General features: G+C 62.2%; 20 protein-coding genes and 1 tRNA gene. 10 read left to right on the forward strand and 11 right to left on the reverse strand.

Features of this window, described 5'->3' with window-relative positions; all coding sequences use genetic code 11:
- Positions 1–26: 26 nt before the first annotated feature.
- Positions 27–1,010 carry an iron exporter MbfA gene (mbfA, locus tag RWK44_RS14195; RefSeq protein WP_316028972.1) on the reverse strand — a complete coding sequence of 328 codons (984 nt, stop codon included), beginning with the start codon at positions 1,008–1,010 and terminating at the stop codon, positions 27–29.
- A 170-nt stretch (positions 1,011–1,180) separates the two neighbouring features.
- On the opposite strand from mbfA, the gene RWK44_RS14200 reads away from it, so the two are divergent.
- Entirely contained in the window at positions 1,181–1,648 is a 468-nt protein-coding gene (locus RWK44_RS14200) for a group III truncated hemoglobin (protein WP_131666805.1), read from the forward strand.
- 6 nt (positions 1,649–1,654) lie between these two features.
- Here RWK44_RS14200 and RWK44_RS14205 read toward each other — a convergent pair whose 3' ends face one another.
- From RWK44_RS14205 to RWK44_RS14215, 3 genes are all read right to left on the reverse strand, one after another.
- Complete coding sequence (locus RWK44_RS14205; protein ID WP_316028973.1) at positions 1,655–2,563, reverse strand: EamA family transporter; 909 nt, start codon at positions 2,561–2,563, stop codon at positions 1,655–1,657.
- A gap of 72 nt (positions 2,564–2,635) precedes the next feature.
- Positions 2,636–3,211, reverse strand: coding sequence for a recombination regulator RecX (gene recX / locus RWK44_RS14210; protein WP_131666807.1), 576 nt, complete (start codon positions 3,209–3,211; stop codon positions 2,636–2,638).
- A 9-nt stretch (positions 3,212–3,220) separates the two neighbouring features.
- Entirely contained in the window at positions 3,221–4,246 is a 1,026-nt protein-coding gene (locus tag RWK44_RS14215) for a histone deacetylase family protein (protein WP_131666808.1), read from the reverse strand.
- Between the two features lie 133 nt (positions 4,247–4,379).
- Here RWK44_RS14215 and RWK44_RS14220 point away from each other — a divergent pair, with 133 nt between their 5' ends.
- Positions 4,380–4,991: an HAD family hydrolase gene (locus RWK44_RS14220; protein ID WP_131666809.1), complete on the forward strand. Its 612-nt coding sequence runs from the start codon at positions 4,380–4,382 to the stop codon at positions 4,989–4,991.
- Positions 4,992–5,006: 15 nt separating this feature from the next.
- On the opposite strand, the gene RWK44_RS14225 is transcribed toward RWK44_RS14220, so the two are convergent.
- Both RWK44_RS14225 and RWK44_RS14230 read right to left on the reverse strand, forming a co-directional pair.
- Positions 5,007–5,525: a GNAT family N-acetyltransferase gene (locus RWK44_RS14225; RefSeq protein ID WP_131666810.1), complete on the reverse strand. Its 519-nt coding sequence runs from the start codon at positions 5,523–5,525 to the stop codon at positions 5,007–5,009.
- Positions 5,526–5,549: 24 nt separating this feature from the next.
- Positions 5,550–6,116, reverse strand: coding sequence for a helix-turn-helix domain-containing protein (locus tag RWK44_RS14230; RefSeq protein WP_027669209.1), 567 nt, complete (start codon positions 6,114–6,116; stop codon positions 5,550–5,552).
- A gap of 139 nt (positions 6,117–6,255) precedes the next feature.
- Here RWK44_RS14230 and tenA point away from each other — a divergent pair, with 139 nt between their 5' ends.
- From tenA to RWK44_RS14255, 5 genes are all read left to right on the forward strand, one after another.
- Positions 6,256–6,954 (forward strand): thiaminase II, encoded by a 699-nt coding sequence (tenA, locus tag RWK44_RS14235; protein ID WP_026265542.1) that lies wholly within the window; start codon positions 6,256–6,258, stop codon positions 6,952–6,954.
- Positions 6,955–7,030: 76 nt separating this feature from the next.
- On the forward strand, positions 7,031–8,863 hold the full coding sequence (gene lepA, locus RWK44_RS14240; protein WP_003544593.1) for a translation elongation factor 4: 1,833 nt from the start codon (positions 7,031–7,033) through the stop codon (positions 8,861–8,863).
- Positions 8,864–8,921: 58 nt separating this feature from the next.
- Entirely contained in the window at positions 8,922–9,152 is a 231-nt protein-coding gene (locus RWK44_RS14245) for a type II toxin-antitoxin system CcdA family antitoxin (RefSeq protein WP_131666811.1), read from the forward strand.
- Positions 9,153–9,343: 191 nt separating this feature from the next.
- On the forward strand, positions 9,344–9,574 hold the full coding sequence (locus RWK44_RS14250; protein WP_131666812.1) for a type II toxin-antitoxin system CcdA family antitoxin: 231 nt from the start codon (positions 9,344–9,346) through the stop codon (positions 9,572–9,574).
- A complete protein-coding gene (locus tag RWK44_RS14255; RefSeq protein ID WP_112905724.1) occupies positions 9,574–9,873 on the forward strand; it encodes a CcdB family protein in 300 nt (99 codons plus the stop codon). Before RWK44_RS14250 ends, RWK44_RS14255 begins: the two co-directional genes overlap by 1 nt.
- Before the next feature lie 2 nt (positions 9,874–9,875).
- Here the strand turns inward: RWK44_RS14255 and RWK44_RS14260 are convergent, their stop codons facing one another.
- The 3 genes from RWK44_RS14260 to RWK44_RS14270 form a co-directional block, all read right to left on the reverse strand.
- Positions 9,876–10,328: a GFA family protein gene (locus tag RWK44_RS14260; protein WP_131666813.1), complete on the reverse strand. Its 453-nt coding sequence runs from the start codon at positions 10,326–10,328 to the stop codon at positions 9,876–9,878.
- A gap of 89 nt (positions 10,329–10,417) precedes the next feature.
- Entirely contained in the window at positions 10,418–10,966 is a 549-nt protein-coding gene (locus tag RWK44_RS14265) for a sugar O-acetyltransferase (protein WP_131666814.1), read from the reverse strand.
- Between the two features lie 11 nt (positions 10,967–10,977).
- A complete protein-coding gene (locus tag RWK44_RS14270; RefSeq protein WP_206105952.1) occupies positions 10,978–11,754 on the reverse strand; it encodes a type 1 glutamine amidotransferase in 777 nt (258 codons plus the stop codon).
- A 90-nt stretch (positions 11,755–11,844) separates the two neighbouring features.
- Here RWK44_RS14270 and RWK44_RS14275 point away from each other — a divergent pair, with 90 nt between their 5' ends.
- Positions 11,845–12,138 (forward strand): SelT/SelW/SelH family protein, encoded by a 294-nt coding sequence (locus RWK44_RS14275; RefSeq protein WP_131666816.1) that lies wholly within the window; start codon positions 11,845–11,847, stop codon positions 12,136–12,138.
- A gap of 4 nt (positions 12,139–12,142) precedes the next feature.
- Here the strand turns inward: RWK44_RS14275 and RWK44_RS14280 are convergent, their stop codons facing one another.
- On the reverse strand, positions 12,143–12,565 hold the full coding sequence (locus tag RWK44_RS14280; RefSeq protein ID WP_020052455.1) for a BA14K family protein: 423 nt from the start codon (positions 12,563–12,565) through the stop codon (positions 12,143–12,145).
- Between the two features lie 167 nt (positions 12,566–12,732).
- On the opposite strand from RWK44_RS14280, the gene RWK44_RS14285 reads away from it, so the two are divergent.
- Positions 12,733–12,819: transfer RNA gene (locus RWK44_RS14285), tRNA-Leu, on the forward strand.
- A 138-nt stretch (positions 12,820–12,957) separates the two neighbouring features.
- Here the strand turns inward: RWK44_RS14285 and RWK44_RS14290 are convergent.
- Positions 12,958–13,164, reverse strand: coding sequence for a hypothetical protein (locus tag RWK44_RS14290; RefSeq protein ID WP_206105953.1), 207 nt, complete (start codon positions 13,162–13,164; stop codon positions 12,958–12,960).
- On the opposite strand from RWK44_RS14290, the gene RWK44_RS14295 reads away from it, so the two are divergent.
- Complete coding sequence (locus RWK44_RS14295) at positions 13,115–13,348, forward strand: poly(hydroxyalkanoate) granule-associated protein (protein WP_316029052.1); 234 nt, start codon at positions 13,115–13,117, stop codon at positions 13,346–13,348. The genes RWK44_RS14290 and RWK44_RS14295 overlap by 50 nt on opposite strands.
- The last annotated feature ends 175 nt before the right edge of the window (positions 13,349–13,523 follow it).

The following is a 13,523-nucleotide window of genomic DNA, read 5'->3' on the forward strand; positions in this document are numbered from 1 at the left end:
AGAACCGGGCTGCGCTCGATCGCAACTCACCCATTCCCAATCAATATACCCGCGCCGAGCACCAGGCCGCCGCCGAGAACCACCTGGAAGGCGGCGCGCAGGAAGGGGGTTTCCATGTAGCGGTTCTGGATGAAGGCGATTGCCCAGAGTTCGAAGAAGACGACGATGGCGGCGGTGATCGTCGCTGTCCAGAAATGCGGGATCAGATAGGGCAGTGCATGGCCGAGGCCGCCGAGCGCTGTCATGATGCCGCAGGCAAGGCCGCGCTTGACCGGCGAACCTCTGCCGGAAATCTTGCCGTCGTCATGGGCGGCCTCGGTGAAGCCCATCGAGATGCCGGCGCCGACGGAGGCCGAGAGGCCAACGAGGAAGGTCTGCCAGGTATCCTGCGTGGCGAAGGCGGCGGCGAAGATCGGCGCCAGCGTCGAGACCGAGCCGTCCATCAGCCCGGCAAGGCCCGGCTGCACATAGGTCAGCACGAATTGCCGGTGCACCGTCGCGTCCTCGTCGTGCTTGACGTCTTCGGGCGTATGTTTGTCGCCCAGCATGCGGGCGATATCCTCATGCCCCTGTTCGGCAAGGGCGAGATCGCCGAGAAGCTCACGCGTCGAGGCGTCCGAGGTCCGCTTGGCTGACTCGACATAGAAACGATAGGCCTGCTCCTCCATCGCCTCGGTTTCTTCCCGCATCGCATCCAATGAAAGGTTTGCCCTGAGCCAGTCGGGCTTGCGCTCGTAGAAGCCCTGCACATGCTCGCGCCGGATCAGCGGGATGCGCTCGCCGAAACGCTGGCGATGGATCTCGATCAGCGATTTGCGATGCGTATCCTCGACCTCGGCCATGTCTTCGAAGACCTTGGCCGAGGCCGGAAATTCGCGGCGCAGCCTGTCGGCATAGGCGAGATAGATGCGGGCATCGTCTTCCTCGGAAGCGATCGCCAGGGCGAGGATCTCCTGCTCGGACAGCGACTCGAAAGATCGTTTCGAGGATCTGAAAAATCGCGCCAGCATGACTTTCTCCAAATTTAGAATTATTCTAAATCTAAAGAACGTGGTGATAGCGGTCAAGTGCGCGTGCAGGCCAATTGACAGATTGCCGCAAGCGGCACGGAGGACTTTGGCACGCTGCGATAAACACCTATATGGGAGGGCGCCGCATCACGCGGCGCCGGGGTTTTGGAATGGACAATGAGATTCAGGGCCGCCCTGCCCATGTCGCGGCGATCCGCGAAAGGGCGGAGGCCGAGATGCGAGAGATGGGCGTCGACGCAGCCTTCATCGACAAGCTGGTCGAGACCTTTTACGGGCGCGTGCTGACGCATCCCGATCTCGGCCCGGTGTTCGACGCCAGGTTGTCCGGCCGCTGGCCGGAGCATATGGCGAAGATGAAGAGCTTCTGGTCGGCCGTCGCCTTCCGCAGCGGCGCCTATGGCGGCAAGCCGGTGCAGGCGCACACGGGTGTCCAGAACCTGACGGCCGATCTCTTTCCGAAATGGCTGTCGCTGTTTGCCGCGACGCTCGACGATATCGCCCCAACGCCGGAAGCCAAGGCGTGGTTCATGGCAACGGCGGAGCGGATCGCCAAAAGCCTGACACTGTCGCTCTTCTACAATCCGGCACTCGACGATCCCGCGCGGAAACTCGCCTAAGAAATCTTAGGCCTTTCCCGCCGAGGCGGTGGCGCCGGCGCTGGCCGCCACCACAAGTGCCGTTCCCAGCATCTGCAACGCGGTCATCGGCTGGGCGAGGATCAGGAAACCGGCGAGAGCGCCGAGCGCCGGTTCGAGGCTCATCAGGATGCCGAAGGATCCCGACGGCATGCGCCGCAGCGCCACCATCTCCAGCGCGTAGGGCAAAAGCGGCACGAGGATGGCAAGGCCGAGAACCTCGACCAGCCCCTTCACAGTGAAGGCGCCCCCTGTCTCGGCAAGACCGAAGGGAGTTGCGACGAGGCCGGCGACGATCAGCGACATCGACAGGCCTTCCAGCCCCTTGAAGGCAGCGCCGACCTTCTTCGTCAGCAGGATATAGACCGCCCATCCCACAGCCGAGCCGAGGGCGAAGAGGACGCCCGGGAGATTGCCGACCCAGCCTTCGCCGTCATGGGCGAGGAAGAGAATGCCGGCCGCAGCGATCAACGGCCAGGTGAGCCGCCAGGTCAGGCCATAACCGAAGACGGCGACCGAGAGCGGCCCGAGGAAATCAATGGCGATCGCCAGTCCGAGCGGCAGCCGCTGGATCGCCGCGAAGAAACACAGCGTCATGGCAGCCGTCGTCGTGCCGAGCAGCAATGTCGCCCGCCATTGGGCGCCGCTATAACGCAGCACCGAAGGCCTGACGATAGCGGCAAGGATGATCGCCGCGAAAGCAAGCCGCAGCCAAGTGGCGCCGGCAACGCCATAAGTCGCAATGGCTGACGAAGATAGTGCCGCGCCGAACTGGATCGACGACATCGACATCAGGCACATGGCAACACCGGCCGCCAAGCCGCCCGAAGTCGGCGATAGACCCGGCTGCGCGATCAAGGCTGCGCCGTCCGTGGTCTCGATATTCTTGATGTCCATGTGGCCCCCGATCCTGGCTCGGTTCTAGGCCGAAGACGGGTGAGAACCAAATTCAAACTTTTCATGCCGGGATCAAGAGCGCTGATGCTGAGGCGTCAAAGATCGGCCGGTAAGGATGACCTCTTCGGCATCTTCGACGCTCATGTCGAAAACCTTCCTGCCGATGTCGAAGCTGAAGCCGTTGCGGGCAAAAGCCGAAAGCTCTTTGGCCTTTCGCTTTTCGTCGAGTTCGACCCGGCGGAAGGGGCCGAAGGCGCGCTTGCGGGCAAAAATCGCTGCGGCATAGAGATCGTCAGCCTCTTCAAGTGCTGCCTCGACCTTGTCGCTGGAGACGCCCTTGGCAGCAAGCTTCTGGGCGATCGCGCGCTTCGATTTACCGCCGCGCACGGCAGAGCGCGTGCTGATCTCCGCATAGGCGCTGTCGTCGAGCACCTTGTTATCATAGGCAAATTTGACCGCGAAATCGGCAACGGCCTTCAGTTGTGCCGGGCTGATACCTGCGAATTTCTCCTTCGCCTTGCGGGTGATGGCGTCAAAGAGCTGCTTTTCCGTCATCATCCGCCGCTCGAGGCGATAGATAGCGGAATTGCGCGCCCAGCTCAGCATGCGTGATGTCGGGATATCGGATGGAACGGTCTCGTCGGTCATCGGCGGTGATCAGGCTTCCAGACCCTTGAGGACGTTGGCGACGTTGAGGCCGATCTCTGGCACGCCGTAACCGCCCTCCATGCAGGCGAGCACCGGCAAGCCGGCGGAAGCGATCATGGCGCCCATACCTGTGAAATCGTCGGAGGTGAGGCTGAAGAAGGAGATCGGGTCGCGCTCGAAGGTGTCGACGCCGAGGGCTACGACGATCGCCTCGGCGCCGAAGGTCTTGATGCGGGTGAGCGCATCGGCAAGGGCCGAAGTCCAGATATCAAAGGGCGTGCCTGGCGGCATCGGATAGTTGCGGTTGGCACCCGTGCCCTCCCCCTCGCCTTCCTCGTCGGCATGGCCGAGGAAATAGGGAAAAGCGTGCATGGGATCGCCATGCAGCGAGGCGGTGAAGACATCGCCTCTGTGATAGAAGAGATCCTGCGTGCCGTTGCCATGGTGGAAATCGACATCCAGCACGGCGACCTTCTTCGCACCTCGATCGAGCAGCCGTTGCGCGGCGACGCCCGAATTGTTGATGAAGCAGTAGCCGCCGAAGAGATCGATGCCGGCATGGTGGCCGGGCGGGCGGCAGAGCGCGAAGGCGAAGCGATTGCCTTCTGCCAGCCAGTCGGCGCCGGTGACGGCACAGCGCATGGAAGCGACCGCCGCCTCATAGGAACCCTTGGTGATCGAGGTGTCGGCGGCATTGGCGTAGTGGCCGATCGCACCGACGATATTGTCGGGCACACGCTGGCTGGTGCGACGGACGGCGAAGGAATTGGCGATCGCCTCGCCGGTGAAACCGGCCGCTACCCAGCGGTCCCAGACGGTGGCGAGAAAATCCAGATAGGCGGGATCATGCACTTTTCGAGCCGTTTCCAACCCGTGCGCATTAGGCGCCACGACATCCGTAAAACCCGCCTCCTTGACCGCCGCGAGGATCCATTCGGCGCGGAACGGCGCCTCGAAGGGCGTCACCAGCTGACCGGCGTGCAGCTCGGTCCTGGCATCGCGCAGCTTGTGATCTTCGGAATAGATGACGCGCATTTCAGATCCTGTCCTTGATTGACAATGGAGATTTACACGGCTCGGCCCTGACAAAAAAGCGGCGCGGGGCCTTGATCGTCTGGAATAACGACGCCACCTTCGCCGGTGTTTTGAGAACGAGGAAATTTTCCGGATGAAAGTGCTGATGGTCGATGTCGACGGCGTGCTCATTCATGGTCGTCCGACCGATGGCCTGCCTCTCTTCACCTATCTGGAACGTGATCTCGGGCTGCGTGTCGACCTGCTGCAGCAGGAATTCTTCCAGACGCACTGGGGCGATATCATCATCGGCCGCGAGGCACTGGAGCCGAAGCTCGCCGGCGTTCTCGCAAAGATCGCACCCCATCTCAGCGCCGAAGCACTGATCGATTACTGGTTCGAGAACGATTCCCGCCTCGACCGCAATCTGCTGGAAGAACTCGCTACGCTCAGGCAAAGCGGCATCACTCTCCTGCTGGCGACCAACCAGGAGCATAGGCGGGCGCGCTACCTGATGGAGCAGATCGGCCTTAACGCGCATTTCGACGACATCATCTATTCCGCCGCACTCGGGCACAGCAAACCTTCGCCCGACTTCTTCCGGCTGGCGACCGAGCGGGCCGGCGTGCTGCCCGGCGAAATCGCCTTCATCGATGATATGGCGGTGAATATCGAAGCGGCGCGGCAATTCGGCTGGAACGCCGCGCAATGGACGGCGGGCGCGACGCTTGGCGGCGCGCTTCCGGTCTTCGCCAGGCCGGCTTGAGCGGGGCCGGCGCAATCAGGTAAGCCGCTTGTAGAACAGCGTGGTGGCGCAGAAGCCGCCTTCCGGCCACAGCGCATAATCGGGGATGACACCGACGCGCTGCCAGCCCAGGCGCGGATAGATCGCCTCGGCATCGCTGCCGGTTGCCGTGTCGAGCACGAGCAGGGTCTTGCCGCGGCTTGCCGCCTCGCGCTCGGCGGAATCCATCAGCAGCCGGGCGAGGCCCTTGCCGCGGGCGGAGCGGTGTACCAGCAGCTTCTTCAGGTCGCCGCGATGCGGCTGGTTCGGCATCTGCGCCGCACCCACCTGCACCGTGCCGACGATCCTGCCGTCGAGTTCGGCGACCAACAGCAAGTTGCCGCCGGTCGCGACCGCATCGGCGACATCGCGCCAATAGGGCTCGGCATCTTCAGGCCGATAGGGCTGCATGAAGCCGACGGAGGCGCCGCCCGCGACGCAATCTACAAGCACCTCCGAAAGAGCCGGAATGGCGGCGCGGGCCTCCTCGGCGGAAAGGGTACGAATAGCGGGCATGCTGTTCTCCTGAAATGAAAGCTGTTATCGGCCGCCGCGATCGAGCACGACGCAATAGCGTGCCGGCATATTGCCGGGATTGTGGAAGACGTGACCCTCGCCGACCGGCATGAAGAGGCAATCGCCCGGGCGCAGCCGGTAGACGATCTCATCCGCCGTCATCTCCAGCTCGCCGTCGAACAGCCAGATATGCTGCGTCATGCCATGGGCGCTCGCATGCGGGGGGAAGCTGACGCGGGCGCCAGGGGGGAATTCGACCTCGACGATATCGACATCGGAAGCGGTGCCCGGGGGTGAAACAGAGCGTCTGAGATAACCGGTCTCCGGATCGCGCCAGACCTGTTGCTCCTGCCGGCGGGCGAGCGGCGAGGCCTGCCCCTCTTCCGCAAAGAAGGCCGACAGCGACAGGCCGAGCGCGGCGCAGATCCTTGCCAGCAGCGAGGCGGTCGGGCTCGCCTCCGCCCGCTCGATGCGCGAGATCATCGCCCGGCTGACGCCGGAGGCCGCAGCCAGATCATCGAGCGTCAGAGCCTTTTCCTGCCGTAGCGTGCGGATGCGGATGCCGATCGCCTGTTCGAGTTCCGGTTCCATTTTCCAGTCCCCATGATTCCACTATAAGAGAAATACAGTATCCGATGATGGAATCAAGTGACTACGAAAAGCGGCCAAACGCGCCTTGCTTTCGCCGCTGCGCCGTCCATATATGGCGGCGTAATCCGAGGAGAAAGTGATGGACGCCAGTACACAGAGCACGGAACTGACAGGAAGCTTCACGGCTGCCGCCTGGGACAGGATCGCGCCCATCATGGCCGAGATCGAGGCGTTGCCATTGCTGCAGCGCCTTTCGGACGGCACGCTGCCGCCGGAGATTTTCCGGCACTACATCCTGCAGGATGCGCTCTACCTCAAGCATTATGCGCGATGCCTGGCGATCGTCGCGGCCAAGGCGCCCGACAATGCGCAGGTCCTGCGTTTCCTCGGTTCGGCGCAGAAGGCGATCACCGTCGAGCAGGGCCTGCATGCCGGCTTCCTCACTCAATTCGGCATCACCTCCGCCGACGTCACATCCGCCGAGCCCTCGCCTGCCGGCTTTGCCTATACGAACTTCCTGCTCGCCACCGCCTATCACAGTTCCTACGCGGTGGCGCTGTCCTCCATCCTTCCCTGCTTCTGGATCTACTGGCACGTCGGCGAAGCGATCAAGAACCGGCCTGTTATCGAGGGCAATGCCTTCCAGGCCTGGATCAACACCTATGGCGATCCGCAATTTGCTGCCGGTGCCCGCGAGGTGATCGCGCTGACCGACATCGCCGCCCGCGCCGCATCGCCGGTAGAGCGCGCGCAAATGACCGATGTCTTCGTGCGCGCCTCGCAATATGAATGGATGTTCTGGGATTCGGCCTGGCGGCTGGAGACGTGGCCGGTCTGATACGCGCCCGACACAGGACGAAATAGCGTAAACAGCGGGATAATTACCGCTTTGCGGCAGGGGGCGGCGCTGCTATATGGCGCGCATGAGCACCAATTCCACCACTCCGCTGTCCCATATCCGCAACTTTTCGATCGTGGCCCATATCGACCACGGCAAATCGACACTGGCCGACCGCCTGATCCAGACGACGGGCGGCCTTGCCGAGCGCGAAATGTCCGAGCAGGTGCTCGACAATATGGATATCGAGCGCGAGCGCGGCATTACCATCAAGGCCCAGACCGTGCGCCTGCATTACCAGGCGAACAACGGCGAGAAATACATTCTCAACCTGATCGACACGCCCGGCCACGTCGACTTCGCCTATGAAGTCTCGCGGTCGCTATCGGCCTGCGAGGGTTCGTTGCTCGTCGTCGACGCCAGCCAGGGCGTCGAAGCGCAGACGCTCGCCAACGTCTATCAGGCGATCGACAATAATCACGAGATCGTCACCGTCCTCAACAAAATCGACCTGCCGGCCGCCGAACCCGACCGCATCAAGGAACAGATCGAGGAAGTGATCGGCATCGACGCTTCGGAGGCCGTGCTGATTTCGGCAAAGACCGGCCTCGGCATTCCCGACGTGCTGGAAGCGATCGTCCACAAGCTGCCGGCGCCGAAGAGCCCCGGCGGCGAGAAGGCGCCACTGAAGGCGCTGCTCGTTGACAGCTGGTACGACGCCTATCTCGGAGTCATGGTTCTCGTCCGCGTTATCGACGGCGTGCTGACCAAGGGCCAGACGGTGCGGATGATGGGCACCGATGCGAAATACCAGGTGGAGCGCGTCGGCGTGCTGACGCCGAAGATGGTCAATATCGACCGCCTCGGCCCCGGCGAGATCGGCTTCATCACTGCTTCGATCAAGGAAGTGGCCGATACCCGCGTTGGCGATACGATCACCGAGGACAAGCGGCCGACGGCCCAGGCGCTGCCGGGCTTCAAGCCGGCGCAGCCGGTGGTGTTCTGCGGCCTCTTCCCGGTCGATGCCGCCGATTTCGAGGATCTGCGCGCCGCCATGGGCAAGCTTCGCCTCAACGACGCTTCCTTCTCCTTCGAAATGGAATCGTCGGCGGCCCTCGGCTTCGGCTTCCGCTGCGGCTTCCTCGGCCTGCTGCATCTCGAAATCATCCAGGAACGGCTGGAGCGCGAGTTCGACCTCGACCTCATCGCCACCGCACCTTCCGTCGTCTACAAAATGTACATGACCGACGGCACGGAGCGCGAGCTGCACAACCCGGCCGACATGCCCGATGTCGTCAAGATCTCGGAAATCCACGAGCCGTGGATCCGCGCGACGATCCTGACGCCCGACGACTATCTCGGCGGCATCCTGAAGCTCTGCCAGGACCGGCGCGGCATCCAGATCGAGCTCACCTATGTCGGCACGCGCGCAATGCTGACCTACGACCTGCCGCTCAACGAAGTCGTCTTCGATTTCTACGACCGGCTGAAGTCGATCTCGAAGGGTTATGCCTCCTTCGACTATACGCTGACCGACCACCGCGAGGGCAACCTCGTGAAGATGTCGATCCTCGTCAATGGCGAACCGGTCGACGCGCTGTCGATGATGGTGCACCGGACGGCGGCCGAAAAGCGTGGCCGCGACATGTGCGAGAAGCTCAAGGAGCTGATCCCGAAGCACATGTTCAAGATCCCGATCCAGGCGGCGATCGGCGGCAACGTCATTGCCCGCGAGACGATCTCGGCGCTGCGCAAGGACGTGACCGCGAAATGCTACGGCGGCGATGCCACCCGCAAGCGCAAGCTGCTCGACAAGCAGAAGGCCGGCAAGAAGCGCATGCGCCAGTTCGGCAAGGTGGAGATTCCCCAGGAAGCCTTCATCGCAGCGCTGAAGATGGGCGACGAATAACGCTTCTCAACGTCATCTTATGCGCATATCATCTGCGCATAAGATTGAGGAGATTGTTATGGCTCAGCAGACGAGAACAGCAGCGAACCTGTCTCTTGACGAAGGTCTCGTCTCCCAGGCGCGCGAGCTCCAGATCAACATATCCCGGGCGGCGGAGGACGGTATTGCAAAGGCCATAAAGGCGGAGCGCGAGCGGCTTTGGCGTAGCGAGAACGCCGAGGCTATCCGTCTGGGAAACGAATATGTTGAAAAGCACGGCTTGCCCTTCGCCAAATACCGTCAGTTTTAGAGCGTTTCAACGTTCACGGAAGCGCAAGCTGCTGCACAGGTAGAGGGCCGGCAAGAAGCACCTGCGCCAGTTCGGCAAGATGGAGATCCCGCAGGTGGCCATCATCGCAGTGTCCAAGATGGGCGACGAATACCGCTTCTCAACGGCATCTTATGCGCATACGATGTGTGCATAAGAGCATGGAGATCGTTATGGCTCAGCAGACGAGAAAAGCAGCAAACCTATCTCTTGACGAAGGCCTCGTCTCCCAGGCGCGCGAGCTCCAGATCAATATATCCCGGGCGGCGGAGGACGGCATCGCAAAGGCCATAAAGGTGGAGCGAGAGCGGCTTTGGCGCATCGAGAACGCTGAGGCTATTGCCGCTTCCAATGCCTATGTCGAAAAGCACGGTCTGCCGTTTCAGAAATATCGACAGTTCTGATGGCTCGGTTTCATGTTTACAATCTCATGCATACCGACGCGCTCGCCCTTGATCTGCAGTCCGACTTGCTTGGTGAGCTGACAACGCGGACCATGGCGCCGATGCTTCCATTAGAAGCACTTCCCAAAATCATGCGTCAGCTCAATCCACAATTCGTGATTAATGACCTGCCCTATGTGATGGCTACCCAATTCACCGGCGCAATTTCCGTAAAGGAGATTGGAGGCGTGGTGGCAGATCTTACCGCCGACAGCGATCGCATTATCGCTGCCGTCGACTTTCTCTTCCAGGGCTTCTGAGATCAACTCCGCGCCATATACTCCTTCACCAGCCCCTCATAGGCCTCCATCTCCGGCAGCGCCGTGTAGCTGTATACCGCGCCGGTCTCCGCAAAGGACAGCTTCTCGCTCGTCCAGGTCTCGATGAAGGGCGTAAACCAGCTGGGGTCGTCGAGCATAGTCGCGCGCAGATTGACGAACCAGTCCATACCTTCCGGCCGGGTGAACATCCAGCTCATGCAATGCGGGCAGAAATAATGCTTCGTGACGCCATGCAGCCCGCCGATGACAGGCTCGCCTTGTGTCACCTCGAAGCCTTCGCTGGGGATCGCCGCACTCAGCGAATAGGCGCTTGATGTCATCTTCTGGCAGCCCGTGCAATGGCAGGCCATGGTGAGCAGCGGCGGGGCGCTGATCTTCAATCGCACCCGGCCGCAACGGCAACCGCCTTCCATCGGTAAATTCAGTTCGCTCATGATTCCCTCCCGTTTTGCCCTCTCATCTAGCGGAATGATCGCTGCTGTCGAGATGGCAAGATCATTGCGGAATGGCGGCTTTGCCGCCGTTAGCGGATGCGGGCCGGATTGCCGACCACGGTTGCGCCGGCCGGCACATCCCTGGTCACCACCGCGCCGGCGCCGACGATCGCACCGTCGCCGATGGTGACGCCGCCGAGGATGATGGCGCTGCCGCCGATCCAGACATCGCTGCCGATGCTGACCGGCCGGGCGATCTCCATGCCGGTGCTGCGACGTGCCGGATCCTTGTGATGCTCGGCGCAATAGATCTGCACCCCGGGGCCGAACATGCTGCGGTCGCCGATGCTCACGCGGCCGGAATCGAGGATGGTGCAGCCGGCATTGAGATAGACGCGTTCGCCGAGAACGATATTGATACCGTAGGAACAGTGAAACGGCGCCTCGATGAAGACATCGAATGCTGCCTGCGCAAACAGCGCCCTCAGGGCCGGCGCGACGGCGCCACGCTCGTCCGGCGGCAGCGTGTTATGCGCGTGGACGGCTAAGCGCGCCTGCCGGCGCAAGAGATCGAGTTCGTCATCGAGGCAGCAGTACCATTCGCCTGCCGCCATTTTCTCGCGTTCGCTTGCCGGCATCGCCTCAGCCCTCACGCCGAGGCCCGCGACAACATCGCGACCTCTTGCCTCTCGATCAGGCTGACCCAGGCGCGCGCGATGGCAAGGCCTGCGGCATCGGCGGCACCGGCGTGCCTTGCGGCCAGCTCGGCATGGTTCTCCAGCCAGCCCGGCGCGATGCGCGCGATCGTATCGGGAAATTCGGCCTTCCATTGCGCGACGACCGTTGAATTGGCCTCGAAATGGAACTGGGTGCCATAGACGGCGCGGCCGATGCGGAAGGCCTGGTTCTCAGCGACGGGGCTCGAGGCGAGGCGCACCGCGCCCTCAGGCAGCGAAAACGTATCGGCATGCCATTCGAAGATGGTGAATTCGCCGCCAAGCGCCGACAACAGCGGATCGGTCCGGCCATCGGCGGTGACGCCGATCCCGTGCCAGCCGAATTCGCGGGCAATTCCTAAGTGATTGTCGGCGCCGTAAGCGCGGGCGAGGATCTGGCTGCCGAGGCAGATGCCGAGCACCGCCTTGCCGGCATCGCCGAAGCGGCGCGTGAGCCGGACGAGTTCCGGCAGATAGGGGTGGGATTCATCATCCAGCGCGCTCTGCTCGCCGCCAAGAACGACCAGCGCGTCATGGCCCGATATGTCTAACGGCAGGATGCCGTCCTGCCATACCCGAAACCACTCGATCTCCGCTCCCGCCTCGTCGAGCGCTGCGGCAAGCGCGCCGAGGCCGGTATTCCGCATGTTTTCGATGACTGCGACGCGCATAGGCTCTTCCTGATATGACCGACCACGGGAAAAGACCATGGCGCAGCGCGGCGTGCAAGACGCTTATGCGAGGGCGATTGCGCCCGCACGCCACAGGGCTTAAATCTCAGCAAACGAAAGGACATTGCCATGACCGAGAAAGCCCGCGTCACGATCCTCTACTGCACCCAATGCAACTGGCTGCTGCGCGCCAGCTGGATGGCGCAGGAGCTGCTGCACACCTTTTCCGACAGCCTCGGTGAAGTGGCGCTGATCCCTGCCACCGGCGGCAATTTCGAGATCCGCGTCAATGGCGATCTGATCTGGGAGCGCAAGCGCGACGGCGGCTTTCCCGGGCCGAAGGAGCTGAAACAGCGGGTCCGCGACATCGTCGAGCCCGGCCGCGATCTCGGCCATGTCGACCGCGCCGCGCTCGAAAGCTGACAGCTCAGCGGTAGGGCGAGCGGCAGGTCTTGTAGATGCCCTCATAGGTGAGGAAACGATCCGTCCTCGGATTGTAGGAACGGTACTCGTTGCTGCACCAGGCGGCATGGCTGTTCATATCGCGCGCCTTCGGCTGCACCCTTTGCACCGGCGGCGGATCATAGGTCAGCTGCGGTCGGCCGGCAGCCCCCGGCTGGTAATAAGTCGGCCCGGTCGCGCCGCGCGGACGGTAGTTCGGCTGGACATAGGCGGGACGATGCCATTGCTGCGGCCCGAAACCGAAGCAGCCGCGAAAGTCGCAGAGCGTCGATCCCGTGTTCAGCGGCCCAACCCCCGGCTTGCCCAGCTTCAGCGAATCGGCCCCGGCGATGGCGGGCGCGAGAATGGCGAGAAGGCCGGCGAGCAGAAGCGTGCGAGCAACGGGCATGAGGCATTCCTTTCGATATTTCCTTTATATAGGGCGTGACCGCCGAAACGCTATGCCGCCTTGGGCCACTCCCGCCCATGTGATCGGCAGCTTTCTCGCCAACTGTCAGAAAAACTTCAAAAACCCAGTTGACAGTCAGGAGCCACCCCCTTACATCGCTCTCCGTCGCCCAGATGGCGGAATTGGTAGACGCGCCAGCTTCAGGTGCTGGTACCCGAAAGGGTGTGGAGGTTCGAGTCCTCTTCTGGGCACCATTCCATTCTTGATCGCTACCAAGATCAAGGAGTTAAGCCTTTCCAACCAAGTTGTACATTGGTGCCTTGTAGCAAAGGCCAGCCACGATGCACTTGAGTGCTTGTTCACTCGATAGCTCCCAAGAACTATCCGAATCCTCATTTCTGGACGCTTATTTCCACCGCTGGAGATTGCTGGCCTCCATTGACTCCCTCACTCCAAAATGTGAACATATAGCGAACATAATGGAGTCTTGCGATGATCCGATACGCCACGTCCGCAGCCGGCAACCCCCAGCCACCAAAGGCGCGCGAGGTGTCAGCCGCCGAAACGGCCGTTGAAATGCCGCGCACCAAACCGGTCATTGAGGTAGCTTCCGCCGGCGCGGTGCCTGCTGCCTACCCGCTGCTGCCCAGCTCCGAGGCAGACGAGCTCGGCTCCGACACTCTGCCGAAGACCACCAAGCGACCACGCCGTGCGGCAACAAAACGTAAGCCTAAGGTCGCCGAGGCAGACGATGCTCCACTCCAGCTCAGTCTAGAGGCTTAGACGCAACGATCCGGCCAAGGTATGGCGGCGCGTAGAGAACTCCCACCATAATCTATATAGCACTTCGGAATCCCGAAATTGGTTGGGGGCCTGAAATCATTGGATGTTTCTCGGCGGCGACAGCCCGCGAAAGGCGGCGAATTTCGGGATCCCGAAGCGGGGGAATTTCGGGATT

It is taken from the genome of Rhizobium sp. 25PS6 (assembly GCF_032464655.1).
GTDB classification, from domain to species: domain Bacteria; phylum Pseudomonadota; class Alphaproteobacteria; order Rhizobiales; family Rhizobiaceae; genus Rhizobium; species Rhizobium laguerreae.